This window comes from Chryseobacterium sp. ERMR1:04 (genome assembly GCF_001297705.1).
Classification (GTDB): Bacteria; Bacteroidota; Bacteroidia; order Flavobacteriales; family Weeksellaceae; genus Chryseobacterium.
Map to the genome: position 1 here is coordinate 267,623 of NZ_LIRF01000004.1, position 26,282 is coordinate 293,904.

28 protein-coding genes and 5 tRNA genes are annotated in these 26,282 nt (G+C 34.1%); 3 read left to right on the plus strand and 30 right to left on the minus strand.

The window, feature by feature from the left end; genetic code table 11:
- Positions 1 to 145 precede the first annotated feature (145 nt).
- On the minus strand, positions 146 to 622 hold the full coding sequence (locus tag AMQ68_RS08655; RefSeq protein WP_054510244.1) for a hypothetical protein: 477 nt from the start codon (positions 620 to 622) through the stop codon (positions 146 to 148).
- The gene (locus AMQ68_RS08660) at positions 619 to 1,590 is read right to left on the minus strand and encodes a heme-binding domain-containing protein (protein WP_054510245.1); all 972 of its coding nucleotides are present in this window, start codon (positions 1,588 to 1,590) and stop codon (positions 619 to 621) included. The genes AMQ68_RS08655 and AMQ68_RS08660 overlap by 4 nt, the downstream gene beginning before the upstream one ends.
- Before the next feature lie 168 nt (positions 1,591 to 1,758).
- Here AMQ68_RS08660 and AMQ68_RS08665 point away from each other — a divergent pair, with 168 nt between their 5' ends.
- A complete protein-coding gene (locus tag AMQ68_RS08665; protein ID WP_054510246.1) occupies positions 1,759 to 2,871 on the plus strand; it encodes a LytTR family transcriptional regulator DNA-binding domain-containing protein in 1,113 nt (370 codons plus the stop codon).
- A 61-nt stretch (positions 2,872 to 2,932) separates the two neighbouring features.
- Here AMQ68_RS08665 and AMQ68_RS08670 read toward each other — a convergent pair whose 3' ends face one another.
- The 24 genes from AMQ68_RS08670 to AMQ68_RS08785 all read right to left on the minus strand — a co-directional run bounded on the left by AMQ68_RS08670 (position 2,933) and on the right by AMQ68_RS08785 (position 20,439).
- Entirely contained in the window at positions 2,933 to 3,430 is a 498-nt protein-coding gene (locus AMQ68_RS08670) for a DinB family protein (RefSeq protein ID WP_054510247.1), read from the minus strand.
- 144 nt (positions 3,431 to 3,574) lie between these two features.
- Positions 3,575 to 3,648: transfer RNA gene (locus AMQ68_RS08675), tRNA-Asp, on the minus strand.
- A gap of 33 nt (positions 3,649 to 3,681) precedes the next feature.
- Positions 3,682 to 3,755, minus strand: a tRNA-Asp gene (locus tag AMQ68_RS08680).
- 33 nt (positions 3,756 to 3,788) lie between these two features.
- Positions 3,789 to 3,862, minus strand: a tRNA-Asp gene (locus AMQ68_RS08685).
- 32 nt (positions 3,863 to 3,894) lie between these two features.
- A tRNA-Asp gene (locus AMQ68_RS08690) sits at positions 3,895 to 3,968 on the minus strand.
- A gap of 33 nt (positions 3,969 to 4,001) precedes the next feature.
- Positions 4,002 to 4,075, minus strand: a tRNA-Asp gene (locus tag AMQ68_RS08695).
- Positions 4,076 to 4,211: 136 nt separating this feature from the next.
- Positions 4,212 to 4,532: a thioredoxin gene (trxA, locus tag AMQ68_RS08700; protein WP_054510248.1), complete on the minus strand. Its 321-nt coding sequence runs from the start codon at positions 4,530 to 4,532 to the stop codon at positions 4,212 to 4,214.
- 84 nt (positions 4,533 to 4,616) lie between these two features.
- On the minus strand, positions 4,617 to 5,792 hold the full coding sequence (locus AMQ68_RS08705) for a cysteine desulfurase family protein (protein ID WP_054510249.1): 1,176 nt from the start codon (positions 5,790 to 5,792) through the stop codon (positions 4,617 to 4,619).
- Positions 5,793 to 5,794: 2 nt separating this feature from the next.
- Entirely contained in the window at positions 5,795 to 6,283 is a 489-nt protein-coding gene (locus tag AMQ68_RS08710) for a hypothetical protein (protein WP_054510250.1), read from the minus strand.
- Positions 6,284 to 6,307: 24 nt separating this feature from the next.
- Positions 6,308 to 6,895, minus strand: a complete 588-nt coding sequence (locus AMQ68_RS08715; RefSeq protein ID WP_054510251.1) for an HAD-IB family hydrolase — start codon at positions 6,893 to 6,895, stop codon at positions 6,308 to 6,310.
- Between the two features lie 156 nt (positions 6,896 to 7,051).
- Positions 7,052 to 7,777: an SDR family NAD(P)-dependent oxidoreductase gene (locus tag AMQ68_RS08720; RefSeq protein WP_054510252.1), complete on the minus strand. Its 726-nt coding sequence runs from the start codon at positions 7,775 to 7,777 to the stop codon at positions 7,052 to 7,054.
- Positions 7,778 to 9,097 (minus strand): FAD-binding protein, encoded by a 1,320-nt coding sequence (locus AMQ68_RS08725; RefSeq protein WP_054510253.1) that lies wholly within the window; start codon positions 9,095 to 9,097, stop codon positions 7,778 to 7,780.
- A complete protein-coding gene (locus tag AMQ68_RS08730; protein ID WP_054510254.1) occupies positions 9,094 to 9,981 on the minus strand; it encodes a decaprenyl-phosphate phosphoribosyltransferase in 888 nt (295 codons plus the stop codon). Before AMQ68_RS08730 ends, AMQ68_RS08725 begins: the two co-directional genes overlap by 4 nt.
- A 116-nt stretch (positions 9,982 to 10,097) precedes the next feature.
- Positions 10,098 to 10,787, minus strand: coding sequence for an OmpA family protein (locus AMQ68_RS08735; RefSeq protein WP_054510255.1), 690 nt, complete (start codon positions 10,785 to 10,787; stop codon positions 10,098 to 10,100).
- A gap of 25 nt (positions 10,788 to 10,812) precedes the next feature.
- Positions 10,813 to 11,307, minus strand: coding sequence for a lipocalin family protein (locus AMQ68_RS08740; RefSeq protein ID WP_054510256.1), 495 nt, complete (start codon positions 11,305 to 11,307; stop codon positions 10,813 to 10,815).
- A 126-nt stretch (positions 11,308 to 11,433) separates the two neighbouring features.
- Positions 11,434 to 13,116 (minus strand): S8 family serine peptidase, encoded by a 1,683-nt coding sequence (locus AMQ68_RS08745; protein ID WP_054510257.1) that lies wholly within the window; start codon positions 13,114 to 13,116, stop codon positions 11,434 to 11,436.
- A gap of 88 nt (positions 13,117 to 13,204) precedes the next feature.
- Positions 13,205 to 13,819 (minus strand): WbqC family protein, encoded by a 615-nt coding sequence (locus AMQ68_RS08750; protein ID WP_054510577.1) that lies wholly within the window; start codon positions 13,817 to 13,819, stop codon positions 13,205 to 13,207.
- A gap of 7 nt (positions 13,820 to 13,826) precedes the next feature.
- Positions 13,827 to 14,555, minus strand: a complete 729-nt coding sequence (gene lepB, locus AMQ68_RS08755; protein WP_054510258.1) for a signal peptidase I — start codon at positions 14,553 to 14,555, stop codon at positions 13,827 to 13,829.
- On the minus strand, positions 14,501 to 16,156 hold the full coding sequence (gene lepB / locus AMQ68_RS08760) for a signal peptidase I (RefSeq protein ID WP_054510259.1): 1,656 nt from the start codon (positions 16,154 to 16,156) through the stop codon (positions 14,501 to 14,503). The genes lepB (AMQ68_RS08755) and lepB (AMQ68_RS08760) overlap by 55 nt, the downstream gene beginning before the upstream one ends.
- 113 nt (positions 16,157 to 16,269) lie before the next feature.
- Positions 16,270 to 16,971, minus strand: a complete 702-nt coding sequence (gene dapB / locus AMQ68_RS08765; RefSeq protein ID WP_054510260.1) for a 4-hydroxy-tetrahydrodipicolinate reductase — start codon at positions 16,969 to 16,971, stop codon at positions 16,270 to 16,272.
- A 47-nt stretch (positions 16,972 to 17,018) separates the two neighbouring features.
- Complete coding sequence (locus AMQ68_RS08770; protein ID WP_054510261.1) at positions 17,019 to 17,657, minus strand: DUF5683 domain-containing protein; 639 nt, start codon at positions 17,655 to 17,657, stop codon at positions 17,019 to 17,021.
- A complete protein-coding gene (locus AMQ68_RS08775; RefSeq protein WP_054510262.1) occupies positions 17,658 to 18,548 on the minus strand; it encodes a ParB/RepB/Spo0J family partition protein in 891 nt (296 codons plus the stop codon).
- A 99-nt stretch (positions 18,549 to 18,647) separates the two neighbouring features.
- Positions 18,648 to 19,421 carry a ParA family protein gene (locus tag AMQ68_RS08780; protein WP_054510263.1) on the minus strand — a complete coding sequence of 258 codons (774 nt, stop codon included), beginning with the start codon at positions 19,419 to 19,421 and terminating at the stop codon, positions 18,648 to 18,650.
- A 163-nt stretch (positions 19,422 to 19,584) separates the two neighbouring features.
- The gene (locus tag AMQ68_RS08785; RefSeq protein WP_054510264.1) at positions 19,585 to 20,439 is read right to left on the minus strand and encodes an energy transducer TonB; all 855 of its coding nucleotides are present in this window, start codon (positions 20,437 to 20,439) and stop codon (positions 19,585 to 19,587) included.
- Between the two features lie 449 nt (positions 20,440 to 20,888).
- Between AMQ68_RS08785 and AMQ68_RS25305 the strand changes: the two genes are divergently transcribed.
- Entirely contained in the window at positions 20,889 to 21,029 is a 141-nt protein-coding gene (locus tag AMQ68_RS25305) for a hypothetical protein (protein WP_160317983.1), read from the plus strand.
- Positions 21,030 to 21,227: 198 nt separating this feature from the next.
- Here AMQ68_RS25305 and AMQ68_RS08790 read toward each other — a convergent pair whose 3' ends face one another.
- The 3 genes from AMQ68_RS08790 to speB form a co-directional block, all read right to left on the minus strand.
- Entirely contained in the window at positions 21,228 to 21,836 is a 609-nt protein-coding gene (locus AMQ68_RS08790) for an alpha-ketoglutarate-dependent dioxygenase AlkB (protein WP_054510265.1), read from the minus strand.
- A gap of 188 nt (positions 21,837 to 22,024) precedes the next feature.
- Positions 22,025 to 22,885 (minus strand): methylated-DNA--[protein]-cysteine S-methyltransferase, encoded by an 861-nt coding sequence (locus tag AMQ68_RS08795; protein WP_054510266.1) that lies wholly within the window; start codon positions 22,883 to 22,885, stop codon positions 22,025 to 22,027.
- Positions 22,886 to 22,953: 68 nt separating this feature from the next.
- Positions 22,954 to 23,808: an agmatinase gene (gene speB / locus AMQ68_RS08800; protein WP_054510267.1), complete on the minus strand. Its 855-nt coding sequence runs from the start codon at positions 23,806 to 23,808 to the stop codon at positions 22,954 to 22,956.
- Positions 23,809 to 23,980: 172 nt separating this feature from the next.
- On the opposite strand from speB, the gene AMQ68_RS08805 reads away from it, so the two are divergent.
- Entirely contained in the window at positions 23,981 to 24,640 is a 660-nt protein-coding gene (locus AMQ68_RS08805) for an HAD family phosphatase (protein ID WP_054510268.1), read from the plus strand.
- 153 nt (positions 24,641 to 24,793) lie between these two features.
- On the opposite strand, the gene AMQ68_RS08810 is transcribed toward AMQ68_RS08805, so the two are convergent.
- The gene (locus tag AMQ68_RS08810; protein ID WP_054510269.1) at positions 24,794 to 26,185 is read right to left on the minus strand and encodes a decarboxylase; all 1,392 of its coding nucleotides are present in this window, start codon (positions 26,183 to 26,185) and stop codon (positions 24,794 to 24,796) included.
- Positions 26,186 to 26,282: the final 97 nt, after the last annotated feature.

Here is a 26,282-nt window from a genome sequence, read left to right on the forward strand (position 1 = left end):
GCTGTATAGGAATGATTTTTTCACAAATATGTTCATTATAAATAAATTGGTATTTCAGTTTTTCTACTCAATACAAATATCAGACCTAAAAATGGAATAATAATGATCGTTAATGAAAATACCGTGAAAATACGGGAGTTAGGCACTAGGGTGATACAGCCATTTTTTGAGAGAGTATCGCATCTCGTCTTAAATTCTCCTTTAGCTCATCCATTTTTATCTTCTTTAAAGTCTTTCCTTGGAACATTTCGTAGGCAATAATACCTTTGTCTAGAAAAGTAATTTTCTCCACAGAGAGAACCTCTTTGGGAATATTGGCACCAAACCATAATTCGTCAGGTTTCTGTACCCAAGTCACTTCATAAAGGGCTGAATTTTGGGGATAATTAGAGTTAAAATTAGTCTTTGCATAATTAAATGCAACATCATTTCCATACAATGTCGACATTGTTTTTTCCTTTGGCTGAATAGAAGAGGTGATGGGACTCATCAAAAGTGGATTTTCTTTCAATTCATCACTTTGCTGAATAGAAGCTTCTACGTTAAGAACCTTTTGAGATTTCTGTTGACAAGAAACAATCAGCATCAAAGCCAAAATTAAATATATGCTATAGTTTTTCATTTTGTATTTATTTTTTTAAGTTGAGAAATCAAATATAACGGTGGAGTAAAAACATAATCCCGATCTGCCACAGGCTTATGACATTCAATGCATTCTTGTTCAAAGTTGGGAATATCACCTCCATAAGGTTTTAAATCACTTCCTTTCCATCTTGCCCATCCCCAGCCTTTCGTTTTTGAATACTTTTTAGCATCTTTCACCATAAATTCTACCGCTAAAAACTCACCTGAAGACACAGTTCCATCAGTCTGCATCTGCTCTTTCCAAGCTGTTTTTGCGAAGACCGTTCCATCCGGCCAAGGATTCACATTATGTTCCTGAATGGCTTTTACTGCTATCTCATTTCCAAAAATAATCCGCATTGTTCCGTTATCAAATCGATCTGTTGTACTAATCGCTTTCCAATTTCGATAATCAGGAAAATAATGTATTCCATTTGGAGCATCATTTACATGAGATTTTTTCAATTCTCCATTTACCCAAGAATTATATTGTTTCTCCGCTTCTTTTATTTGAGAATCATCCGAAACTTTACGGGGAGTGAGTGATAAAGCATAATTTTTCAACGTTTGAATCTGTGCCTTATTCAATTTTGCAGACGAATGAACTGCCGCATAGCTTGGAAGAGGCATCTCACCAGACAATACTTTATTGATCGCATAATAAATCGTTGAATTTTGTTGTGCTTTGGGCCAAGAATCCCATTTTGAAAAATTTAATGCTTCCCGAGCTTCCTTAATGTGAGAGGTCACCAAAAAATTGGCAGGCGTAATTTTATCATACCATCTTAAATTAGCTTCTGAAGAATGGCAATCAAAACACGAGCTTCTCAAAATCGCATTAACTTCTTTTGGAACGTTGGTAAGGTTTTGCGCTTTGGTTCCATGGTCAATTCTTTCAGGTCGAAAAAACTGTAAACCAACAAACCCGACGAGCAAAATCAAGATCAGTTTATTCTTATTTTTCATGAGATAATCATTTATAGTTCATTTAAATTCTGAAACCAAAGTTATACGAAACCAACACCTTACATTATAAATTCATGACCGAAAGGGAGAAATCAAACCTTAAAAGCGAATATTTTCTTGGGAATAAATGAGTAATTTTGAAACGAATTAGAAATTCCCCTCTCATTAATGAAAAAGATCAATCTTTATACCATTACTTTTTTCGCCGTAAGTATTGTGATTTTACTTATCAGCTTTTTTTCGTTCAGATATTTATATTCATCTTCCAAAAAAGATGTTTTCAATACAACTTTTGAAGCGGGAAAAAGAGAGTCGCGCGAAATTGGAAAATTATTAGAGCTACAACTTAAACAAGGTATTCCAAAAGAAACCGTTATTCAGAATCTTCAGAGTAGCATTGTTAATACAGATACACAAAGCGGATTCATTTGTATGTATAATCAAAGTGGTATTGAACTTTGCCATCCCAATCCCGCTTTAATCGGACGTAAGGTAGATAAAAACAGTTCGGAATTTATTGTAGATAACGATAAACCATTTGATTTTCTAGAGATACTTAATTCAGGAAAAGCGAGTACCGGAGTACATAATTTTAATAAAAACTCAAACCGCACCTCTGAAATTGTAAGCTTTTATCCCGTAGAAGGCAGCAACTGGATGGTAGCTTCACATGCTAATATTGAGGTCATCGAAAAACAAATTTCTGATTTATATTTAACATTTTTAATTGTATTCTTACTTGCTACTTTATCAATTTTAGGAATAAGTTTCTTTCTCATTCGAATGATTTATAAGAAATATGAAAATCAGAAAAATGATGAAATTAAAACCCTTAATGATGAGGTTAATGTTTTAACAGCAATCAACACACAGCTTCATTTAATTCATGAAAAGCATAAAGAAGGTAGTAATAATTTCACAAGTGATGAGTCAACAGAAAATTCAAAGAAAAGAATTATTACTTATCATAAAGATGAATTAATCTCTTTAGAAACTTCAGAAATTGCTTATTTCTTTCTTGAAAACAATATTGTCTACATCAAAACATGCTCAGGAAATCAATATTCAATCAACTCGAGTCTTGATGAATTGATCAAAACTTTAGACCCACAACTATTTTACAGAGCCAATCGTCAATGTATTATTAATGTAAAAGCCATTAACAACATTCTTGTGTTTGGTAAAAATCAATTGAAATTGGTGGTAAAACCTGAAAGTGATGAAGTAATACTCATCAGTAAAAATAAAGTGGCAGAATTTAAGAAATGGCTGGAACAGTAAGGTGCTTTTTCTCGGAACAGATATAAAATCTGCATTTCGTTTAATCGTTTTTATATCAATCCTAAATAGGTTTCTTAGCTTGGCCTACCCAACCTGGCGCATTATTAATTGTCTGTCTTAAAAACAAGTTGAGCTGCGCCGAATGATGTTGAATATGTCTTATGTTATAAATCAAAATTTCAAGTAACGAATAGTTTTTGTATTCGTTGATCCATCGTTCGTTTAATTTTTCTATTGTCAACGCTAATGTTAGTAAGTAAGCCTTTTGTCGGCAATATTCTAAATAGGTAATTACTTCAGTTTTTGTGTATGTCCTATCTGGCTGCTTACCAATTGGGTCAAATTTTGAAAATGTAAAAGGTGCTGGCGGCACAAATTTGCTTGGATCGGTTGTTAAGTAATAGTCTGTCCAAAAAATACAATGGTAGGAAGTATACCAAAATTCCCTTTCCGTGTCCCAATGTTCTTCCGGACACATCACTATTGCATTTTCAAGCATATCAAGGCTTGCACCTAATTGGGTCCAAATTGACTCTCCTATTGATGTTGAATTTTCCATTTTTTATCTAAAACTATTATTTTTTATTTTCTCCCAAGTTTTGAGACTGATCCAGAATCTGTTTGTAAATATAGTTTTGTTTATTGGAAATGTTATAAACAAAAAAACTCTTCAAAATACATTGAAGAGTTTAAATAGATCTTGCGATCCGGACGGGACTCGAACCCGCGACCTCCGCCGTGACAGGGCGGCATTCTAACCAGCTGAACTACCGGATCAATTTTTTTAAAGTAAATTGAGAAAACTTTCTGCGATCCGGACGGGACTCGAACCCGCGACCTCCGCCGTGACAGGGCGGCATTCTAACCAGCTGAACTACCGGATCAATTTTTTTAAAGTAAATTGAGAAAACTTCTTGCGATCCGGACGGGACTCGAACCCGCGACCTCCGCCGTGACAGGGCGGCATTCTAACCAGCTGAACTACCGGATCAATTTTTTTAAAGTAAATTGAGAAAACTTCTGCGATCCGGACGGGACTCGAACCCGCGACCTCCGCCGTGACAGGGCGGCATTCTAACCAGCTGAACTACCGGATCAATTTTTTTAAAGTAAATTGAGAAAACTTCTTGCGATCCGGACGGGACTCGAACCCGCGACCTCCGCCGTGACAGGGCGGCATTCTAACCAGCTGAACTACCGGATCTTTTTTCACAACAACTCAGTGAAACTACCTCGTTTATTGTGGTTGCAAAAATACAACTTTTAAGTTAACTCGCAAATGTTTTACCTAAAAAAAATGCTTCCCAATACGGAAAGCATTCAATATCAAAGTGATTTTTTTATAAATGAGCACTTAATTTTTCAGCGATCACCTCTTTTGGAGATACTCCAACGATTTTATCAACTACTTCACCGTCCTTAAAAATTAGAACTGTAGGGATATTTCTAATCCCATACTTCATTGAAATCTCCTGATTGTTGTCTACATCAACTTTTCCTACGATTGCTTTTCCTTCAAAATCTGATGCAACTTCTTCGATGATTGGTCCTAATGTTCTACATGGTCCACACCATACTGCCCAAAAGTCAACCAATACCGGTTGCTCGTTTGATTTTGAAAGTATTTCCGCGAATGAGCTATCTGTAATTTCTAAAGCCATTTTTTATTTCTTTTATTTAATTAATATTAATTCTTTTTTTATCCTTAATTCGATAGTCAAAATTACTACTTTTAAGCAATAAGACTATCTATGCTCAACATTTGTTTTTTCTATAGCATAGTCACTTGAAATTTCTTTCAAGGCATCAACCAACGCATCAATCTCAGTTTTAGTTGTTAAGTGACTAAAAGAAATACGTAAAGGTGTGCAATTATCCATTTCATCTTCAGATAAAACCATCATCATCACCATTGAAGGTTTTGAGGCTCCTGAAGAACATGCGCTTCCCTGAGAAATGGCAATACCTTTCATATCTAACTGAAGTCCGATCAAAGGGTTTTTATATGGTAATAACGCGCTTAATACGGTATAAAGACTGTTTTCCTTCTCTGCACTTCTTCCATTGAATTTAATCCCAGAAACCTCTGCAGATAGTCTTTCAATCGCATAGTCTTTAATTTCCTGCATATGGGTTGCATAAGCATCCATATTATTAATAGAAATTTCTAATGCTTTCCCTAAACCAACAATCCCAGCAACATTTTCAGTTCCTGCTCTTAGGCTTCTTTCCTGAGGTCCGCCTGTGATAATTCCCTTCAATCCAGATGCTTTTCTGATGAAAGCAAAACCAGCTCCTTTTGGCCCATGAAATTTATGTGCACTGCAAGATGCAAAATCTACTGCAATATCAGAAAAATCTAACGGCATATGAGCCATCGTCTGCACTGTATCTGAATGGAAAAGTACATTATTCGCTTTGCATAATGTTGCAATTTTCTTAATATCTGTAATGTTTCCAACCTCATTGTTAACATGCATTAAGCTTACTAAGGTCTTTTTATCAGAAGATTTTAATAATTCTTCCAATTTATTAAGGTCAATATCTCCTTTTTCATTTGGACGAATATACACTACCTCTACTCCTTTTCTGCTTTTCATATCTAAAATACTCTCAGAAACACACTTGTGTTCCAAAGGAGAGCTTATGATTCTTTCAACGCCAAGGTTTTCAACGCTTGATTTGATGATCATATTGTTAGATTCTGTTCCGCAAGAGGTAAAAATAATCTCTGCCGGGCTAACGTGAAGATAATCTGCTACCTGTCTTCTTACATTTTCAATAAGAATTTTGGCTTCCTGTCCAAAGCTATGAGTTGAAGACGGATTTCCGAAATTCATCTTCATGGTGCCTACCATTGCATCAATAACTTCTTCTGAAAGAGGCGTTGTTGCAGCATTATCTAAATATATTTTATTCATTATTATTTTGAATATTTTAATTCTACAGAATTGAATTGATAGTCTGAAGGAACGGTAAAGATTACCCAAGGATTTGAGATTACCTGTATTTCCATTCCGCCTGATTCTACAAACGGAACCTCAACATACAGAATATTATCTTTCACAGAAACACTTTTTATTTCTGCAATTCTATGATCTCCTGATCTGAACATTCCCAAATTATATAAAACTACCTTTTTATCTTTTGGAAATTTAGGATAATTGATTGTTGGCTCTTTTCCAACTTCTCCTATAAGATTTGAATTACCACCTTTTACAGATTTTTGAAGTTCTTGCTCGTTTTTAATAATTGTAAACCCAGGCTGATCTGTCCCGCCTTGAGATTCTGATACAAGAATTTCTGCTTTTTTCTGCATTTGTTCTGATTTTTTGGACGATTGACCTGTCTGAGAAACCGCAGTTGTGCAGCTCATAGAGAGGGCCAGAAGCCCAATAAGTAGTTTATTCATTTATACATTTTTACTTACCCAAAATTAGTGAAAAAATTGGTAATGTCCTTCATTTGCCCATTTAAGCATTTGCTTATCTCCCGAAGTATCTCCGAAAGCAATGATTTTATCGTACTTAGAATTATTAATTTCTTCTTTTATTCTCATTAATTTCTCAATTCCATTACAATTTTTGCCAACAAAATTTCCTGTAAAAACACCGCCTTTGAACTCTGCCCGTGTGGAAACAAGCTGCATTTGTAAAGCTTCAGCAAATGGCTTTGTCCAAATATCTAGCGAGGCAGTTACCAATAAACTTTGTGTATTATTCCTATCGATATTATTAATGAAATCCATCGCATTTTCGCGAACGATCTTTGGATAATGATGTTCAAAAAACTGTTTTGATTTTTTTTCTATTTTTTCCTGAGTCTGCCCTTTTAAAATAGATCCTATAAAACTTTTCTTCACTTTTTCAGTGTCGGCCAGTTTTAATTTCAATAAAATAAAAAGAGGAATATGACGGATAAATTGCATACGAAACTTTATAGAATCGTAGAATTTCAGATACATAAACATGGTATCCTTGTAGGTAAGCGTTCCGTCAAAATCAAAACAATACAATTTTTTCATTGGTTCTTTGTTTTTCTTATCTAATTTTATTTTAATGTAAAGAGCACAACTTTTTTTTCAAAGCTCACTCTCTTAAGCCAGCAAAGGCGTTTTACTTAGTAATGAACAAAAGCCCTTACTTGGTAAAACGTCTTTGCGAATTTAAAATATTTATTTTTAAAGCTTTAATTTTTTAAATATAAATTCAGGAATATTTCTAATGATCATCATGATAATACCCCAAATCGGTAAAACGTACACCACATTTTTCTGCTTTTTAAAAGCTTTATAAATACAAGCTGCCGCCTGTTTTGGGGTTGCTGTTAATTTAGGATTCAGTGGTAAACCTTCTGTCATTTTGGTTGCCATAAAACCTGGTTTCACCGTCATGACATGAATCTTTTTATCAAACAAATAATTTCTTAAACCGCTTAAATACGCTGTAAAAGCTGCTTTTGCACTTCCGTAAATGAAATTACTCTGTCTTCCCCTGTCTCCTGCTACAGATGATAATCCGATAATGGTTCCGGATCTTCTGTTTTCAAATTTATGGGCAAAATAATTCATTACAGGAACTAACTTTGAGTAATTAATATCTATAATTCTCTCTGTATTCTTATTATCAAACAGTGATTCTTCTGTTCCTTCGCCTAAATATCCTGTTGCACAAAATAAAACATGAGAGTTCACATGATCAAATTGAGTATAATCAATTTCTTTCATCAGATCCAACTCTATAATCTCAGATTGCTGTAGAAACATCACATCAATATGTCTTGCAAATCTTTCTGTAGTTTCTTTACTTGAGGTAAAAAGGTATATTCTTTCATACTTCTCTCCTTCCTGTAAAGCTTTTTCAACAAAAGCCTGAGCTACCTCAGACGTACTTCCTAGAACTATCATTTATGAATTATTATTTAGGATTCTTTTGTGCTGTAGAGACACAAATTTAGGACTTCTAACATTTTTAAGATAATTGGTGAGAGAAGATTTACTCATACTGTCTTTCGTAAGATAAATTCTTCCTCCAAACTCCTGAACAATATTATCCAGTTGTTCCACCAATTTTTTAAGTTTTGAATTAACTTTAAAATCCAACGCTAATGTGTACCCTTCAAATGGAAAAGAATTATAAGCCTCAGGATTGTTCTCCCCGAAAAGCTTTAACACCGCCAGAAAAGAGCCATTCCCACTATTTGCAATGGTTTCAAGAATCTTTTTCATTCCTTCTTTACCGGTCTCTTTTGGAATCACCATTTGGTATTGGATAAAACCGGATTTACCATAAATTTTGTTCCAATCATTCACAGCATCTAAAGGGTAGAAAAATGTTTCATAATCTATAAAACTTTTCACCTCTTTTTTAGACTGCTTTTTGTAATACAACAGATTGAAGATCTTTACTGTTAATGAATTCAATGCAAAATTTGGAAAGTAAAAAGGAACAGTCGGTTGAAATTTCTTTTTTAATCTTAAAGCATTTTTGGTGAGATTTTGTGGAAGCTCATGTTGAAAAGCATGTTCTCCTCTCATTAAAATACTTCGTCCTATATCTTTACCTTTTTGAAGGCAGTCGATCCAGGCAACGGTGTACGTCCAGCTTTCGCTTTCTTCAAACAATCTAAAAATTTCATCAAGGTTCTCTGCTTTAATACTTTCCTGACGGATATATGCAGATTCTATATTTTTAAGCTTGAATTTTGCTGTTAAAATAATTCCCGTAAGCCCCATTCCTCCAATGGTAGCCCAAAATTTCTCTGAATTCTGTTCTCTTGAGCATGTTAGGATATCGCCATTTTCTGTCATTAATGTAAACTCAATTACATATTCTGAAAAACAGCCTTCTGCATGATGATTTTTACCATGAACATCAGAAGCAATCGCACCACCAATCGATACAAATTTAGTTCCCGGTGTTACGTATAGAAAATAACCCTGAGGAACAGAAATTTCAAGAACATCAGACAGTAAAACTCCTGATTCACATTCTAATATACCGTTTAAGCGGTCAAAACTTATAAATTTATTTAATTTTTTTGTAGAAAATATATGTTCTCCTAATGAAGCATCTCCATAACATCTGCCGTTACCTCTTGCGATAACCTCATTATGATTGAGTACAAATTCTTTTATTTTTTTGAAGCTGTCTTCAGACTTCATTTCTTTTTCCACTATGGGAAAATTACCCCAGTTTGTAACTTTTTGTATAAAATTCGGCTTCATTTTTTAAAGTAAATTTGGATTAAAAATGCAGCAACCCACAATATTAAGGTAACCTGTATATATCTATCTCTGTAAACAATTTTGGTAGGAGATTCTGTTCTGTTGTACACCAACGTCTGCTGTAAATATCTTAGAAATGCAAATACAACAAAAATCACGGTATAAAAAACTCTTTCATGAAATCTCGCCTGCACTTCAGGGGACAACGTAAACATTAAGTAGCATAGAATCGCTAATGTTACTGAGATTGAAAGGGCAATATCTGCAAACTGTACGTTGTATCCATCTAATGCCTTTCTTGTTTTTCCTGAAACCTGAGCATTGATAAGCTCTCCTCTTCTTTTTCCAATAGCCAATACCAATGCCAACACAAATGTTAACAAGATGGCCCATTGTGAAATGTTAATTCCCGTAATATAACCTCCTGCCAGAACTCTTAAAACGAATCCTGTAGCAATGATGAAAATATCAATAATCGGTACGTGTTTTAATTTGAAGGTGTAGGCCAGATTCATCACAAAGTAGAACCCAATAATAACCGCAAATTTCCAAAGATGTTCATGAAAATAACTTTGCGCCAGGAATACAAGCACGATATCTAAAATCATGATCCCAATAAGGATTATTATTGCCTGTGATTTTGATATGGCACCGCTTGCCAAAGGTCTTCTTCGTTTTTCAGGATGTTGCCTGTCTGCTTCAATATCATTATAATCATTCAGAATATAAACCACACTTGCAGCCAATGAAAAAATAATGAAAGCAAAAATACTTTTACTAAGTAAATCTACATTCTTAATATTACCTGAAAAAAAAAGGGGAACAAATACAAATAGGTTTTTCACCCATTGTTCTACACGGAGTAGTTTTAAATATTTCTTCATTTATGTTAATTCAATTGCAAAAATAACGAAATTCTAATTAAAAAAAATAACGTCTTAAAAATACAAAAAAAAACCGCCGAAGCGGTCTTTACGAAAATATTTATATATTAAATTAATTACTGCCCTTGCTTAGCATCATTAATCATTTTTTCATTTGCAGTAATTGCAAATTCTACTCTTCTGTTTTTAGCTCTTCCTGCATCTGTATCGTTTGAAGCTACAGGCATTGTTTCACCTTCTCCTTTCGCAAACATTCTGCTTGAAGCAATACCTTTTCCAGATAAATACGCTTTTACAGCATCTGCTCTTCTTTGTGAAAGCTTCATGTTGTAATCATCTGCTCCTTTGCTATCTGTGTGTCCGTAGATATTAATATTAGTATCCGGATTATTCACAAGAACCTGAGCTAATTTATCTAAGTTAGTTTGGGCTGCAGAGGTAAGGTTTGAAGAATCAAAGGCAAAATTTACAATACTTTCGTTCATTGTAATTTTAATACCATCTCCTACTCTTTCTACTTCAGCTCCCGGTAAAGTTTCTTTAATATCTTTAGCCTGCTTATCCATTTTATTACCGATAACATTACCGGCAACACCACCAATAATACCTCCTAATACAGCTCCTAATGCTGAGTTTTTACCACTTCCTACATTATTCCCTAAAATACCACCCAATACTGCTCCTGAAGCAACTCCCACTGCAGTACCTCTCTGTTGGTGATTAGAATTCTGTACAGCCTCACAACTTGTCAACAACAATGCTGATGATAAGAATAGACCTCCGATATATGATTTATTAAATTTCATCTTTTTAATCTTTTATGTTTATTAATTATTTCATTCCCGCTCTCTCGAAGTTGTAAACTACTCTTACATTACTTCCTTCAAACGAAACATTTTGTTCTAGTGAAAATTGATCTGTTGATTGATTAATCACACTCAAAGTATACCCTGCTGTGTTTTGCTTAGCTTTAGTTCCATCAGCAATTTTTTTGAACATAAAAGTACTTCCGTCTTTTACTTCAAATTTAATAGGCTGCGTAAATCCAGAGCCACAGTTTCCACCACCGTTTACAGTAATAGCTCCCGTATAGTTATTCGGAATAAATCTCCAATGGCTTCCTACAAAGCATTGTGCATCTATTCCCTCATCAAAAGGTTTGATTTTAAATCCTTTCTCATAATTCACACTCACAATTTGCCAATCTCCTTTTAATTTTAGAAATTCTGATCTTTGACTCTGTGATGTTTCAGCTTTCTTTACTGCGGAACAAGACACTGCAAAAAGTGATATTCCTAACATCCCTGCAAGTAGTAACTTTTTCATTTTGTTGTTTATTATTTTTGTTACTATAAAGTTATAAAAAACCGTGCCAAAATTGCAAAATAAAAATAAAAAAAGTCCGAAAAATTCGGACTCTATTCACTTCAACCTTAAATACAGGCAGATATGTTATTTTTTAACAGTCTTTTTTACGGATTTCGTAGCTTTTTTCACCTCAGACGATTTTCCATTGTAGAAATTCGTGTAAGCGTATTCAGCAGCTCTTTTCACGTCTATAACTCCTCCAGCCTGTGAAAAATCACTAAAACCATTTACAGTACTTGGATTACTAGATTTCACCAACGCTTCAATTATCTGGTCTGGCTTTAGATTTGGCATGTATGCCAATAAAACTGCAGCAGCTCCAGCTACAACAGGAGAAGCCATTGAAGTTCCCTGAAGGTATTTGTATCCGCTTTTTGTAACGGTAGAATAAATCTGCTCACCCGGAGCAAATACATTTACTTTATTTTTATTGAAATTTGAGAAACTAGCTCTCAAAGCATCATTTTTATTGGTACTTGCACCTACTACAATAACGTTATTTACAAGCGGTTTTTCGTCTGTAACGTTTTTATAGTTGGTAGGATAAGCTACGTGCTCAGTAACATCTTCATTTTCATTCCCTGCAGCTTTTACCAAAAGAACACCTTTATCCTCAGCATACTTGAAAGCATCCCAAACAACACTTTTACCTGGTGATACCGGCTTACCAAAGCTCATATTTAGCACTTTAGCCCCATTATCTACAGCATATCTGATAGCGTTTGCAACATCTTTATCTCTTTCATCTCCATTTGGAACCGTTCTTACAGACATGATTTTTGCAACCTTAGAAGCTACTCCATACTGAACTTCTTTTCCCTGAGGCAACCCTGCGATAATACCGGCAACGTGTGTTCCGTGAGTAGCATCAGGACCTTCGTAATGATTATTTCCGTAGATTCTTTCAGAATAGTCATCATAGTTATCTCCTACGATTGCTTTTCTTGGATCATAGCTTAAATCATACTGCTGAGCTTGAGGAGTAAAATGATCAAGCATTTCCTTCATTTCTTCTTTCATTGCTTTTTCAAAATCTGCAGGAGATTTCCCTTGAAATTCAGGATTTTGCGCAACCTGTCCTAACACATTAAGGGCAATTGCATCTTTTTGGTCACCAGGCGCTTTAATTGCTGCAATATTTTCAGCACTTATTGATTTCCCAGCTAATAATCTTACCATATTAGGAATAAGATCATTAATCATTGTATATGTTTGTACCCCTTGTCTTCCTTCAACACTGTTTTTAGTAAAAAGCTCTTTAGCTTTCATATACATTGCGAAGTCTTCCGGCATTTTAGCTTGATTTGCTTTATTTTTTGTAGAATCATCTCCTTCGAAAACAGGCTTATATTTAGCAACAACTCTGGTTACTTCCATATTATCAACATCAATATCGCCGTTCTTTCCACCAATGAAATTCCATCCGTGAACGTCGTCAATATATCCGTTTCCATCATCATCTTTCCCGTTATTTGGAATTTCATTAGGATTTGACCAAACATTTTTCACCAAACCTGGATGATCAACCTGAACACCACTATCTAAAACTCCAACAACAACAGTTGTAGGTTTAAGACCTTTAGATTCTAAATATTTATACGCATTTTCTGTATTTACACCATATACTTTTGAGGTAGCAAAGTCTTTGTGATACCAAGTCATTAGATCTTTATCCTGACTAGGATCAGCTTTAACTCCTTGTGTTTCCTGAGCAAAAGTGAAACTAAAACCTGCTAAAAAAACAGCTGCTAATAATACCTTTTTCATATGTCGTTATTTATTTATTTTTAGAGGTCATATGGAATCGCTTTGGCAAAGAATGATTAATCTTCCAGAACAAGGCGATTTCATACTCCTATGATTGTTTAATATTTTTAAGATAAGTCAAAGATTCAGGTCCTTTGTTACAAATAAGGTCTAAAATCGTTAAGTCTTTTAAAAACCCAAATTTATCCGAGAAGGTCTGATAATATTCTCCCATTTCAAACTCAGAAGATGATTTTGCAGAAAACTTTTCTCTGAAATTTATCTGTTCAGGATTTTTGATGTATTCTACATTCAAAGAGTGTGCCTTTTCTGTTTTTAAAATATTTTGAAGAATTTCAATCACCTTTAAATTAAAATTAAGCAAATATTTTTCCTCTAATTCATATATCTTCTTCAATTTATCTTCGTAAAACTCAAAATAAGGAGATCCTTGGTAAGCTGTTTTAATAGACTTCCAGTGAAGGCTTCGCCAATCTTCCCTATAAGAGATTTCCGTATCCTTAAACTCTCTATTCCCATTGTGACTGATTGGGATTATTAATGTCAATTTTCCGTTTGCTCCAAAAATATTGGTTCTGCTTCTGTAAGTTTGTTTGGGAAAACTTTCAAACTGTTCAAATAAAACTTCATTCTCAGCATCTAAAAAAACCGAAAACCAGGAAATTGGTGGTAAATAAAATACCGGTAATAAAATATTTTGCATTGTACTATTAATTTTTAGGATAAAATATTCTCCCAACTATATCTTTCTTATCCACAAATCCTAAATATCGTGAATCTAAGCTAGCATTCCGATTATCACCAAGAAAAAAAAGTTTATTCTTAGGAACTACAATTGGCCCAAAATTATCTCCACTCCAATTTTTATTATACATTTTAAAGATATCAGGATCATTATTACTTATAAATCTTTCATGGAAAAAATCTTTTTTAAGATCTGTCTGAGTTAATTGAGTTACAAAATAATTTTCATCAATTTGAAAAAAATCATTTGCATTAACGCCTTTTGTCATCATTAAATCATTTACAAATGCTCTATCTATTTTATAAGATCGTTTTACATTAATTCCATCAATTAAACTGTCGTTAACATAGAGATTTCCTTCTTTAATATAAATTTTATCAGTCTCTATTCCTATTAATCTTTGTATATACACACCTTTTTCATAAGCTATATTATTTTGATTATAAGTAAGTATCGTATACTTTTTATAGGGTAAAATATTGCTCATAAAAACAAATGAATTCTTTTTAATAGTTGGTTCATTCCCAGCTGTGGGTACAAAAGCATATTGCAAAACCCCAGAGAGTTTTGCAATAATAAAAAGAGTTACAATAAAGCTTCCCGTAAGGAGAAGCCTATTAAATATTTTGTTTTTAATCATTAATCTTCTTCTGTTTTTTTCTTTTTCCCGAATAGCTTCATAAAGTATTCCCATCCAAAGAATAAAATAAGAATCATCGCTGCAATCCACCAATATGAAGTTTTGTTGGCTTCACCAGTGTTTGTCGCTTTAAACATTCTTTCCCAACGAATCTTTTTAGGAGCCTGGTACGTAGAGCTAGCATCCGCAAAAGCTCCCTGAACACTCATCCAAGTAAACATCGGTTTACCAACAATATTTTCTTCAGGAACGAAACCAAAGAATCTAGCATCCAAAGAAGCATCTCTATTGTCTCCCACCATCATAAAATAATCTTGTTTGATCGTATATTGACTCGCTTCTTTTCCGTTGATAAAAATTTTATCGTTTTTCTTTTCTAAACTGTTATGTTCATATTCAGAAATAATCCACTGATACATAGGTAACGTTTCTTTGTTGATGGCTACAACGTCCCCTTTCTTAGGTATTCTTAATGGACCATACCAATCTGGATTCCATGGTTTATTAACCGGAAAGATAGATTGTGTCGTATCAATACTCTTTGTGTAGGCTGTTTTATCAGCATTTACCTTATATTGAATAGAGGCAACGCCTTTAGGTAAAACACTTTCAGTCATATCAATAACGTTTGGCAATACCTTAATATCAGCAGCTGTTTTATCTGTCAAACCCTGAAAAGTATATTTAAACCCTTTATCAGTTTGCTCTTCGTGTACAGGTAAAAAACCCAACCTGTTATATAATGATGGAATATCTAACTGAGATCCTGTATTTACAGTATAAGCATGCTGAACTTCCTGATCTCCGAGAACAACTTCCGGCTTGTTATTAACAAAAAGCCTTCCCGCTCTCATTTCAAAAACATCACCAGCAGCAGCCACACATCTTTTTACATAAGGATCTTTTCTATCGATTGCTGTGTGCACAGAATCTTGAGGATAATTGAAAACAACGATATCATTTCTCTGAGGTTTATTGAACTGAAGTAATCTCTCGTAAGGAAGCTTTACTCCATCTACATAAGATTTAGGATCATCTTTAGGGTTACCTTTTTCTCCAGCATCAAAAATAGTTCCCTGTAAGAAAGGTATTGCTAAAGGACGCATCGGAAGTCTGTACCCGTAGCTCCATTTATTTACAAAAAGGAAATCACCTACTAGCAATGTTCTTTCCATAGATCCTGTAGGAATCCCGAAAGGCTGTGTTATAAAAGTGTGAATAATTGTTGCAAATACAACTGCGAAAGTAATAGAACCAATAAAAGAGTCTTTCTTCTTAGCGTTTTTCTCTTCATCAGTTAAGAATAATTCGTTTTCATCTTCTAACTCTACCTCTTTGGAGTAGTTCACACTTGCCATATAAATAAATGGAAGGATCACCGTAAGCAACTGATGTTGGAAAAGACTTTTCCCAAATTTCTTCATTAAATAAACATGGAAAACAGACATCATAATCGGCCCAATAATCGGTAAATACGATAAAAGAGCCCACCATTTCGGGTGCTTTGTTTCTTTTAAAATAATGAAATAATTGTAAAAAGGGATAAACGCAAATAGCGGACTATATCCTAATTTTTTGAACAGTTTCCAAGTGGAAAGTCCCATTAGTACAGATAAAATGAGGACGTATACTGTATAAGTTAAAAAATAATTCATAAATTTTTGTGCCTAATCTATAATATAAGTAATGCGTAATGTACCATAGGTAATAAAAACCTTTTTGATCATTCTTTATTATTAGTTGATGATATAAGGAGTTTGTTACAAAATTAAAGACCTAAAACATCTTTCATTGTGAAATTTCCTTTTTTATCTTTTATCCATTCTGCAGCCACTACAGCGCCTAATGCAAAACCGTTTCTGTTGAACGCCGTGTGCTTGATTTCAATTTCATCTACCTCACTTCTGTAAAAAACACTGTGAGTTCCCGGAACTTCATCTTCACGCACTGCAAAAATCCCCAGTTGATCTCCCTGAGTTTCTTCCAACTTCCATGCGTTAAACTTTGGATTATGTTTAAAAATACCTTCAGCAATGGAAATCGCAGTTCCACTTGGTGCATCCAGTTTATGAACGTGATGAATCTCTTCTAACTGACAAGAATATTCATCAACATTTTTCATTAGATCAGCCAATTTTTCGTTTAGAGCAAAAAATAAATTGACTCCTAAACTAAAATTTGAACCATATAGAAATGCGGTATTATTTTCAACCGCTATTTTTTCAATTTCTTCTTTTTTATCTAACCAACCTGTTGTTCCGCTGATAACAGGAATTTGGTTTTCAAGACAAGCTTTAATGTTATTATATGCTACTTCCGGTAAAGAAAATTCAATAACAACATCTGGATTATTAAGATTTTCAGCAGTCGGAGTTTCTTTTAATCTGGCAACTACTTCATGACCTCTTTTTGTGGCAATCTCATCAATGATTTTACCCATTTTACCATATCCAACTAATGCTATTTTCATATTTTATTATTTATCTGTTCTTGTTTAAACAGCTAATATATTAATTATTAAAATCTATAACTTAAACTTAACCCTGTTTTGGGAGGACTGATCCCGTATTGATCCTGAATAACCGCAGGACTGAAAGATAGATCCGGGTCATGACGGCTTTCGTAAAGATGCGCATCTACCACAGCATCTACAATATTCAGAATATAAATTAATCCCGTGATTGCGATGGCATAATCTCTCTGTCTTTTTGATCTGTCCTGTGCATTTCCGAATGCTACTTTATCCAGCCAAGGATGGCTATCAACAAATTCATTAGGAGTACCATTCAGCTTGGCAATGTAGTATTCTCTGTACTTTTTGTATTGCTTGTCATTCCACATTGCGATACCTACACCCGCTCCAACAGCTCCCCAAACGATAGGAACTTTCCAATATTTCTTATTGTAAAACTGTCCCAATCCCGGTAAAACAGCAGAATATAATCCTGCTCTTGTAGGATTAAGTTTCAGTGTTTTTCTGGTAAGTCCATTCGCACCTTCAAGATCTGCCACTATTTTAGCTTCAGATTTTGTTGGTTTTGCCGCAGAAATACTGTCTTTCGGATGGTGTTCTACCCGAATAGTATCGTTACGGTTTACTTGTGAATATGCAACAGCAAACAGACACAAGAAAAAAGTGAAAAATAATTTCTTCATTTATTTAATATGAGATAAAATATATTCCAGCTCGTCTTCATTTTTGAAATCCAGAACAATTTTACCTTTTTTACCATTTCCGGAGGATTTAATCTCCACTTTAACTTCTAAAATATCAGCAATTGTTTTTTGTACTCTCTTATAGTTATTTGAAAGTTCAATCTTTGCTTTTTTAGCCGCTGGTGACTTTGGTGTTTTTAATGCTGCAGCAGCTTGTTCTGTCTGACGAACATTTAGTTTTTCTTTAATAATTAAATCAAATAAAACCTGCTGATCTTCTTCATTTTCAAGACTGATGATTGCTCTACCATGTCCCGCAGAAATCTCACCGCTTCTAATTGCGTTTTGAATATCCGGATTTAATCTTAGTAATCTGATTGTATTGGTAATCGTACTTCTGTCTTTCCCAACTCTCTGGCTTAAGTTTTCCTGAGTTAAACCGATCTCATCCATCAATCTTTGATAGGTTAATGCAATTTCTATCGCATCAAGATCTTCTCTTTGGATATTTTCTACAAGAGCCATCTCAAGAAGCTCCTGATCATTTACCAAACGGATATAAGACGGAATAGAAGTTAACCCAGCAAGTTTACTCGCTCTGAAACGTCTTTCCCCAGATATAATTTCAAACTTTTCACCATCTTTTCTTACCGTAATTGGTTGAATTACGCCTAAGTTTTTAATAGACAGGGCAAGTTCGTTTAATGCCTTTTCATCAAAATAACTTCTTGGTTGCGTCGGATTCGGATAAATATCTTCAAGTGCCACTTCTACGATATTCCCTACAAACTTATCCGCTCCCTCATCAGTGGCAGAATTAACAGTCGCTTTTGATTCAGCACTTAAAATCGCTCCTAAACCACGTCCCATAGCTCTTTTTTTGTCCTTCATATAATATTCTTGATAAATGATAGTTGATGTGTCATAAATGAGTTAATAACAATGCATTTATTGACTGTTCATCATTCATTTATTGATCATTTTCTATATTTAATTCTTAACTAAATTCTCGTTCTTCAATAAAACCTCTTCCGCCAATTGAATGTATTGGATTGCTCCTTTACTTTCGGCATCATAATTTAAGATACTTTCACCAAAACTTGGTGCTTCACTTAATCTTACGTTTCTACTGATGATCGTTTCGAAAACCATTTCAGGGAAATGTGAGTTTACCTCTTCCACCACCTGATTAGACAATCTTAATCTGCTGTCATACATTGTTAACAGCAACCCTTCAATATCCAGGTCTTTATTGTGAATTTTTTGAACATTTTTAATTGTGTTCAATAATTTCCCCAATCCTTCCAATGCGAAATACTCACATTGAATCGGGATAATTACAGAATCTGCCGCTGTAAGTGCATTGATGGTAATCAAACCTAAACTCGGAGCACAATCAATAATAATATAATCATAATCATCTCTTACAGATGCCAATGCTTTTTTAAGCATGTACTCACGATTTTCTTTATCTACCAATTCAATTTCTGCCGCAACCAAATCTATATGAGATGGAACGATATCCAAGTTGGGTGTAGAGGTTTGCTTGATACAACTTCTTGTATCAACACTGTGCTCTAACAGGTTATATGTAGAATACTGAACGCCTTCAACTCCTAAACCGGATGTTGCATTCGCTTGAGGATCAGCATCAATGATTAATATTTTCTTTTCTAATACCCCTAATGCTGCCGCTAAGTTTACAGCTGTTGTCGTTTTTCCAACTCCTCCTTTTTGATTAGCGATACCTATGATTTTTGCCATTATTAGAACTTTAAGTTTCAAAAATACACATTTTTCTTTGCTATTAATGAATGATGAAAATGAAAATTGAGTTAAAATACTGTTAATAAGCTTTTTAAGTATAAAAAAAATTATCCACAAAAATTAGCTTTTTGTGGATAACTGTCAAGATATGTTATAACTATTAATTGTCAAACTTCATTGAGATTGGAAATTTGAAATAACTTCTTACGGCTTCGCCTTGTTTATTTTTTCCAGGAACCCATTTTCCTTTGATTGATTTAATCGTTCTGATCGCTTCACTGTTGAAATCTGCATCCTTACCATCTGCTTTCAAGCCTGAGATCGTGCCGTTAGTTTCAACGATGAAAGTAACAGTAGTTTTCATGATCCCTTCAGTATCAAATCCTGAACCATCGAAATTGTTCATTACTTTATTTCTGAAAGAATTAATTCCTCCGTCATAACTTGCTTCAACAGCAAGTTCACCTTGTCCTGCAATATGATTATCTGGAACTTTTGGTTCAACTTTCACTTGAATAGGTGGTGCAGTAACAGGTCCATTTCCAATGACTGGAACAGGAGGGACATATGTATCAGGTTTTACTGGTTCACCTTTAAAATTGTCTATCAAACCTGCCGTTGCATCTTTAGGTTTCTCTTGTTTAATCGGTTCTACTGCATCCCTTTTAGGTGTAGGAACAGAACTGTCAAATTGTTTTTGATTAGGAGGTGCCACATGTTCAACAGGCTTTATAATCTGCACAGGTGGAGTATCTACCGGATCAATTTTTTTTAATTTGATAACTACTGGTGGACCATCTGTAGGTACATGCACAGTAGAAGGTTCATTATTAAACGCAGAAATTATTAGTGGGGTAATTGAAATAGCAGCCAACAAGCTCACTCCTATAAAAAGTGCTTTTGTTAGTATTCTGTCCGACTCATTTCTTAAAGCATAAGCACCATATTCTTTGTTACGGTGCTCGAATAGGATTTCATTAAAACGAAATTCCTGATTAGTGTTTAGGTGTTTCATCACTTAAAATATTTAAACTGTTAATATAAGGTGATTATTAGTTTTAGTAGTTCTTATCGATAAGCATTGTTTCAATATCAAAAAATTTGCCAAAAAATTATTAAATAGTTAAATTTTCAAAAACTTATATGATAATTTAAAAATTTAACTATGCTAAAAATAATAACAACTTAAAAATAAGGGACATAGAATTTTTATTTTTCAATGATATTTTAATTTAAAAATAAAATATTCAATTAAAAACATTAAACAATGAAAATTACACTACAAAAACAAATAATTATTGAGATCGTTACGGTATATTCTACGTGTAAATAAAGAATTTATCTCGTTTTATGTGAGTGTCTTCTGCTTGTTTTTACAGACGCATGTAAAGTTTTTAAATTGCAATGTTTAAATCCTTCCAAGATGATTAACTATAATTGTTGATTACATTGCGAAGAATTGAAATGGCGACAAAACCCCTAGCCACGATAGGAACGGTTACCCCACAGCAAGCATTGGAAAAGCGGAAGGGTTTAGGAGTTGGGGAGCATTGGGGCGAGGAGTATGAGTGGATAGCGGGAAATAGCTCCAAAAAAAATAAGTAATGAGTAATGAGTAATGAGTAATATGTTGGATAATGGAATTATATTATGAGATTGCTTCGTCGCTTCGCTTCTCACAATGACGAAAAAAGAGACTATCAATCATTGACAGTCTCTTTTAAATTTATTTGAAAATATTCCTTAGAATAATTCTTTTCTGATGATGTTTTGGATTCTTTCAGGTCCTACTGAAACAAAATTTTATTCCTCAATCGTTCTAAACGTCAGATTCACTCTTGGAGTTTTCACCTTTGTTGTCGGTGGAAGTCTGTGCATCCAATTTTCCTGCGTGATTCCTTTCATTATCAATAAACTTCCGTTTTCCAGAAATATTTCTACTTTTTCTTTACTGGTTTTATGTTTAAACAAGAACTTTCTTTCTGCTCCAAAAGTGAGAGAAGCGATCGCTCCATGTTTTTTCAAATCCTTTTCGCCATCGCTGTGATAGGCCATTCCCTCACTTCCGTCGTGGTATAAATTCAATAAACAAGAGTTGTAGGTTTCTCCTGAAACTTCTTCACATTTTTTCTTTAATTCTAATAATTCGGGAGTCCAAGGCTTTGCTAATTTTGTTCGTTTTGAATAGGTATATTCGAATGGCTTTTCTCCAAACCAACCGACTTTTCTTTTGGTTAAAATTAATTTTCCAAAGATCACCGCTTCATCATTTTCCCAAGGAATCTGATTGAATAAATAATCATAATAAAAATCCGATTCTTCTTTGGAGAAAACTTTACCGTAATAGTTAACCGTTCCATCGTTGGGAAGGATATTTAATGGATAATCTGATATATCTTCGAATAGACTCATCATTTTAATAACATTTAAAACTATATTTTAAACACAAATTACACAAATATTTTTCACAAATAAATACAAAACCTTACATCAATAGGAACGGACTTTAGTCCGTTTTTAAATACACAAAATATCAATTGGCTTTAGCCAAAATCTAAAAATAAGATATAAACATCTGTGAAAATCTATGGGATAAAAATTTAAAGTAAAATAGAATCCTCAGCATAAACATGAGAACCTTCCCAGCCAATAATCAACTGCTTTCTATCACTACCCCACATATAACCTCCAATATTTCCCGAAGATTGAATCACACGGTGGCAAGGAATCAGAAAAGCCACAGGATTGCTCCCTATTGCTGTTCCGACCGCTCGTGAAGCATTTGGATTTCCAATTTTTTCGGCTAAATTTCCGTACGTTGATAATTTTCCCATCGGGATTGTAAGAAGGCTTTCCCAGACTTTTAATTGAAAATCGGTACCTTTTAAATGGAGTTTGATGGTATTGAGTTTCGTCCAGTCCTGATTGAAAATGGACAAGGCGTTTTTCTGAAATCCGTCCTGTTTTTCAAAAAAAGAAGCATTAGGAAATTTATGTTTCAAATTCCCTAATGCTGTTTCTTTATCGTTTTCAAAAGCCATATAACAGATTCCTTTTTCTGTGGAAGCTGTAATTATTTCTCCAAAAGGACTTTCGGAAAAACTGTAATTGATAGTAAGGCTTTTTCCACCGTTTTTATATTCTGCCGGAGACATTCCTTCAATGTTCACAAACAAATCGTGCAATCTGCTTGTGCTTGAAAAACCTGTCTCGTAGGCGGTATCAAATAAGCTCGCTTTTTCTTCCTTCAACAAATTTTTAGCATGTTCAAGACTGATGAACTGTAAAAATTTCTTCGGACTTGTTCCTGCCCAATCCGTAAATATTTTCTGGAAATGAGCCGGACTCAAGTGAATCTTCTCTGCCACTTCATCCAAATTCGGTTGAAGTTTAAAATTGCTTTGGATATACGCTATCGCTTTAGCAATTCTTTCGTAATCTATTTGATTTTGTGTGGACATATCATTTTATTTTACCTCACAAATTTCCAAATAATTCTTTGCAGAAAAAATCCGAATCTTGCGGAATTTTAGTCTTTGTTGATGTGGTAATACGCAAGCATTTTGTAATATAACTTAGCTGCCAAGAATGCACTTGGTTTTGCATAAGGAGAATCCATTAATTCTACGATATCAAATGCTACAACGTTACATTTTTCAAATACTTTTCTTAATAATTCCAGTGTTGGATACCACTGTAAACCACCTGGCTCAGGAGTTCCTGTTGATGGAGCGATAGATGGATCAAAAGCATCCAAATCAATAGTGATATAAACGTTTCCTGAAACTTTTTCTAATACGTCATTCACCCAATTTTTATTGTTGGCAATTTCATGAGCGAAAAACACTCTTCCTTCCGGTAAATATTCAACTTCTTCCGCATCCATAGAACGGATTCCCACTTGCACTAAATTATGCTTTTGGTTGGCTTCAAAAACCGCACAAGCATGATTAGAAGTAGAACCATGGAATTCAGGACGTAGATCTGTGTGAGCATCTAACTGAAGTACAGTCAGGTTTTCATATTTTTCACCCACCGCACGGATTGAACCGATAGAAACAGAATGCTCACCTCCGAAAAGGGTAAATAATTTGTCATCATTCTGTAAAAGCTCTTTTGTTTTTTGATAAACAGCTTCTGTCATTGCTTCAGGTGAAGATTTTTCTGTAATTTCTCCAGCTAAATAAACACCTTCCAAATAAGGTTCAGTTCCTGTTTCAATGTCATAAAGCTCCATGTTCTCAGAAGCATCAAGGAACAATTCAGGACCTTTGTCTGCCCCTTTTCCCCAAGTTGAAGTTCCGTCATAAGGAACCGTTACCAATACTACTTTTGAACTTTCTAACGATGCGTTTTCTTCAGGAATTCCTGCGTATGTTTTCATGTTTTATTGAAAAATTTAAATGATTGCTGCAAAGATACAAAGAAGTTGGGAAAAGTAAATAGGAGCCGAAAGTTTCATAAAAAGATAAAAACGAAAGTCCACTCTTAAACTTCCTCCTTCACTCTTCAGACTTCCATTCAAAATCATTATATTTATAAAAAAAATTCAAAATATGTCTTTAAAAGCTGTTCTTTTCGATATGGATGGGGTAATTGTAGATACTGAACCTTTACATAGAAAAGCTTATTTCAAAACATTCAACGAATTGGGAATTGACGTTTCAGAAGATCTATACACTTCTTTTACCGGAGCTTCTACTAAAAGAGTTTGTGAAATACTAATCAATCAATTTAATTTAAGTCAGACTTACGAAGAAATCGCAAAGACAAAAAGAGATTATTTCAAAGAATATTTTTATAATGATGAAGAATTTGATTTGATTCCAGGCGTAAAACAATTGATCGAACATTATTATGAAAACAGAATTACCTTAATTCTGGCTTCGTCTGCAACGATGAACACCATTAATATGGTATTTGAAAAATTCGAATTGGATAAATATTTCAGTGGAAAAATAAGTGGTGCCGATTTAAAGGAATCAAAACCTCATCCAGAAGTTTTCCTTTTAGCTGCAGAAATGGCTCCTGAATCTGTTGAAAACTGTATGGTTATTGAAGATTCTACTAATGGAATTCTGGCTTCTCACAGAGCTAATATTTTCTGTGCAGCGTACAGAAGCCCACATTCTAAAAATCAGGATTATACCTTGGCAAATATTGTAGTTGCAGATTATGTGGAACTTGAACTGGATAAAATATCAAAATATTTTTAAAGAAAAACAGCCATCAAATTGATGGCTGTTCTATATATCTTAAAACGTTTTGGCTAAAGCCAAATGATTGTTTTTCATTTATAAACGGATTAAAACCCGTTCCTATTGATGAGATTGCTTCGTCGCTTCGCTTCGCTTCTCGCAATGACTTTATTAATATCCTAACAATTTTAAAACATCTTCCGGTTCCTGTTTCTCACGGAAAATTTCATATTGGAAATCTCCATTTTCATCTTTCTGGATCAAAATATGTCTTGGCTGAGGCATTAAACAGTGGTGAACACCACCATAACCACCAATTGTTTCCTGATATGCTCCGGTATGGAAGAAACCAATGTACAAAGGTTTTGTATCACTGAAAACAGGTAGGTAAATCGCATTGGTATGCTGTTCAGAGTTATAATAATCATCTGAGTCACAAGTTAATCCACCTAAAAATACTCTTTCATAGGTATCATCCCAACGGTTCAACGGAAGCATGATAAAGTGTCTTGAGATTGCCCAAGTATCAGGAAGAGTTGTCATGAAAGATGAATCAATCATATTCCATTTTTCTCTGTCGTTCTGACGTTTTTGAGAAATAATTTTATAAATATTCGCTCCACTTTCTCCAACGGTAAAGCTTCCGAATTCAGTATAGATGTTAGGTTCTTCTACTCCTTCTTCTTCACAGAATTTTTTAATCTGAGAAACGATTTCTTCAACCATATATTGATAATCGTAATCAAACTGTAACGAAGTTTTGATTGGGAAACCTCCACCAATATTTAAAGAGTTTACTTCAGGAGCAATTTTCTTCAAACGTGCGTATACACGAAGACATTTATACAATTCATTCCAATAATATGCCGTGTCTTTGATCCCTGTATTAATGAAGAAGTGAAGCATTTTCAATCTTGCATTCGGGTGTTCAGCAATTTTTTGGCTGTAGTAAGGAATAATGTCTTTGTATCCGATCCCTAATCGTGAAGTATAAAATTCAAACTTAGGCTCTTCCTCAGAAGCAATTCTGATTCCGATATCGAAGGTTGTATCGATGCTCTCAGTAAGCTTATCCAGCTCACGGTAATTATCCAAGATCGGCGTGATATTTTCAAAACCGCTGTTGATCATATCTGAAATTTTCGCCAGATAATCATCAGTTTTAAAACCGTTACAGATTACTTCAATATTTTTATCTACCTTTCCTTTTTTATAAAGAGCTTTTACGATATCCATGTCATACGCAGAAGAAGTTTCCATAGAAATATCATTCTTCAACGCCTCTTCAATCACAAAATTGAAATGACTGGATTTTGTACAGTAGCAATATCTGTAGTTTTTCTTATATTCGGTTTTCTCAAAGGCTTCTTTGAACCAGCTTTTTGCTTTCTGAATATTTTGAGAAATCTTCGGGAGGTAACTTACCTTTAAAGGCGTTCCAAACTTTTCAACAACTTCCATTAAAGGAATATCGTGAAACAACAAATTGTTCTCAGATACATTAAATTCTTCCGTAGGAAAATACAATGTCTGATCAATAAGTTCCGAGTATTTTATTTTCATTTTTTGACAAGTGAATTAAGAATGCAAAATTGCTAAAAAAGTTTGATTTTTATATGTTAAAATTATTATAAATTTCAAGCAATTTTCAATCGAAATC

What these genes read in the sequence shown, in the direction of transcription:
- AMQ68_RS08810 (WP_054510269.1), bottom strand. Translation starts at nt 26,185, where the DNA reads ATGAAAATAAAATACTCGGAACTTATTGATCAGACATTGTATTTTCCT.
- AMQ68_RS08705 (WP_054510249.1), bottom strand. Translation starts at nt 5,792, where the DNA reads ATGAATAAAATATATTTAGATAATGCTGCAACAACGCCTCTTTCAGAA.
- AMQ68_RS08780 (WP_054510263.1), bottom strand. Translation starts at nt 19,421, where the DNA reads ATGGCAAAAATCATAGGTATCGCTAATCAAAAAGGAGGAGTTGGAAAA.
- AMQ68_RS08790 (WP_054510265.1), bottom strand. Translation starts at nt 21,836, where the DNA reads ATGAGTCTATTCGAAGATATATCAGATTATCCATTAAATATCCTTCCC.
- lepB (WP_054510258.1), bottom strand. Translation starts at nt 14,555, where the DNA reads ATGGGAATACTTTATGAAGCTATTCGGGAAAAAGAAAAAAACAGAAGA.
- AMQ68_RS08710 (WP_054510250.1), bottom strand. Translation starts at nt 6,283, where the DNA reads ATGAATAAACTACTTATTGGGCTTCTGGCCCTCTCTATGAGCTGCACA.
- AMQ68_RS08785 (WP_054510264.1), bottom strand. Translation starts at nt 20,439, where the DNA reads ATGAAACACCTAAACACTAATCAGGAATTTCGTTTTAATGAAATCCTA.
- AMQ68_RS08745 (WP_054510257.1), bottom strand. Translation starts at nt 13,116, where the DNA reads ATGAAAAAGGTATTATTAGCAGCTGTTTTTTTAGCAGGTTTTAGTTTC.
- AMQ68_RS08655 (WP_054510244.1), bottom strand. Translation starts at nt 622, where the DNA reads ATGAAAAACTATAGCATATATTTAATTTTGGCTTTGATGCTGATTGTT.
- AMQ68_RS08795 (WP_054510266.1), bottom strand. Translation starts at nt 22,885, where the DNA reads ATGTCCACACAAAATCAAATAGATTACGAAAGAATTGCTAAAGCGATA.
- speB (WP_054510267.1), bottom strand. Translation starts at nt 23,808, where the DNA reads ATGAAAACATACGCAGGAATTCCTGAAGAAAACGCATCGTTAGAAAGT.
- AMQ68_RS08740 (WP_054510256.1), bottom strand. Translation starts at nt 11,307, where the DNA reads ATGAAAAAGTTACTACTTGCAGGGATGTTAGGAATATCACTTTTTGCA.
- AMQ68_RS25305 (WP_160317983.1), top strand. Translation starts at nt 20,889, where the DNA reads ATGGCGACAAAACCCCTAGCCACGATAGGAACGGTTACCCCACAGCAA.
- AMQ68_RS08720 (WP_054510252.1), bottom strand. Translation starts at nt 7,777, where the DNA reads ATGATAGTTCTAGGAAGTACGTCTGAGGTAGCTCAGGCTTTTGTTGAA.
- AMQ68_RS08735 (WP_054510255.1), bottom strand. Translation starts at nt 10,787, where the DNA reads ATGAAATTTAATAAATCATATATCGGAGGTCTATTCTTATCATCAGCA.
- AMQ68_RS08715 (WP_054510251.1), bottom strand. Translation starts at nt 6,895, where the DNA reads ATGAAAAAATTGTATTGTTTTGATTTTGACGGAACGCTTACCTACAAG.
- AMQ68_RS08805 (WP_054510268.1), top strand. Translation starts at nt 23,981, where the DNA reads ATGTCTTTAAAAGCTGTTCTTTTCGATATGGATGGGGTAATTGTAGAT.
- dapB (WP_054510260.1), bottom strand. Translation starts at nt 16,971, where the DNA reads ATGAAAATAGCATTAGTTGGATATGGTAAAATGGGTAAAATCATTGAT.
- AMQ68_RS08730 (WP_054510254.1), bottom strand. Translation starts at nt 9,981, where the DNA reads ATGAAGAAATATTTAAAACTACTCCGTGTAGAACAATGGGTGAAAAAC.
- AMQ68_RS08770 (WP_054510261.1), bottom strand. Translation starts at nt 17,657, where the DNA reads ATGAAGAAATTATTTTTCACTTTTTTCTTGTGTCTGTTTGCTGTTGCA.
- AMQ68_RS08670 (WP_054510247.1), bottom strand. Translation starts at nt 3,430, where the DNA reads ATGGAAAATTCAACATCAATAGGAGAGTCAATTTGGACCCAATTAGGT.
- AMQ68_RS08665 (WP_054510246.1), top strand. Translation starts at nt 1,759, where the DNA reads ATGAAAAAGATCAATCTTTATACCATTACTTTTTTCGCCGTAAGTATT.
- AMQ68_RS08750 (WP_054510577.1), bottom strand. Translation starts at nt 13,819, where the DNA reads ATGCAAAATATTTTATTACCGGTATTTTATTTACCACCAATTTCCTGG.
- AMQ68_RS08775 (WP_054510262.1), bottom strand. Translation starts at nt 18,548, where the DNA reads ATGAAGGACAAAAAAAGAGCTATGGGACGTGGTTTAGGAGCGATTTTA.
- AMQ68_RS08725 (WP_054510253.1), bottom strand. Translation starts at nt 9,097, where the DNA reads ATGAAGCCGAATTTTATACAAAAAGTTACAAACTGGGGTAATTTTCCC.
- AMQ68_RS08660 (WP_054510245.1), bottom strand. Translation starts at nt 1,590, where the DNA reads ATGAAAAATAAGAATAAACTGATCTTGATTTTGCTCGTCGGGTTTGTT.
- trxA (WP_054510248.1), bottom strand. Translation starts at nt 4,532, where the DNA reads ATGGCTTTAGAAATTACAGATAGCTCATTCGCGGAAATACTTTCAAAA.
- lepB (WP_054510259.1), bottom strand. Translation starts at nt 16,156, where the DNA reads ATGAATTATTTTTTAACTTATACAGTATACGTCCTCATTTTATCTGTA.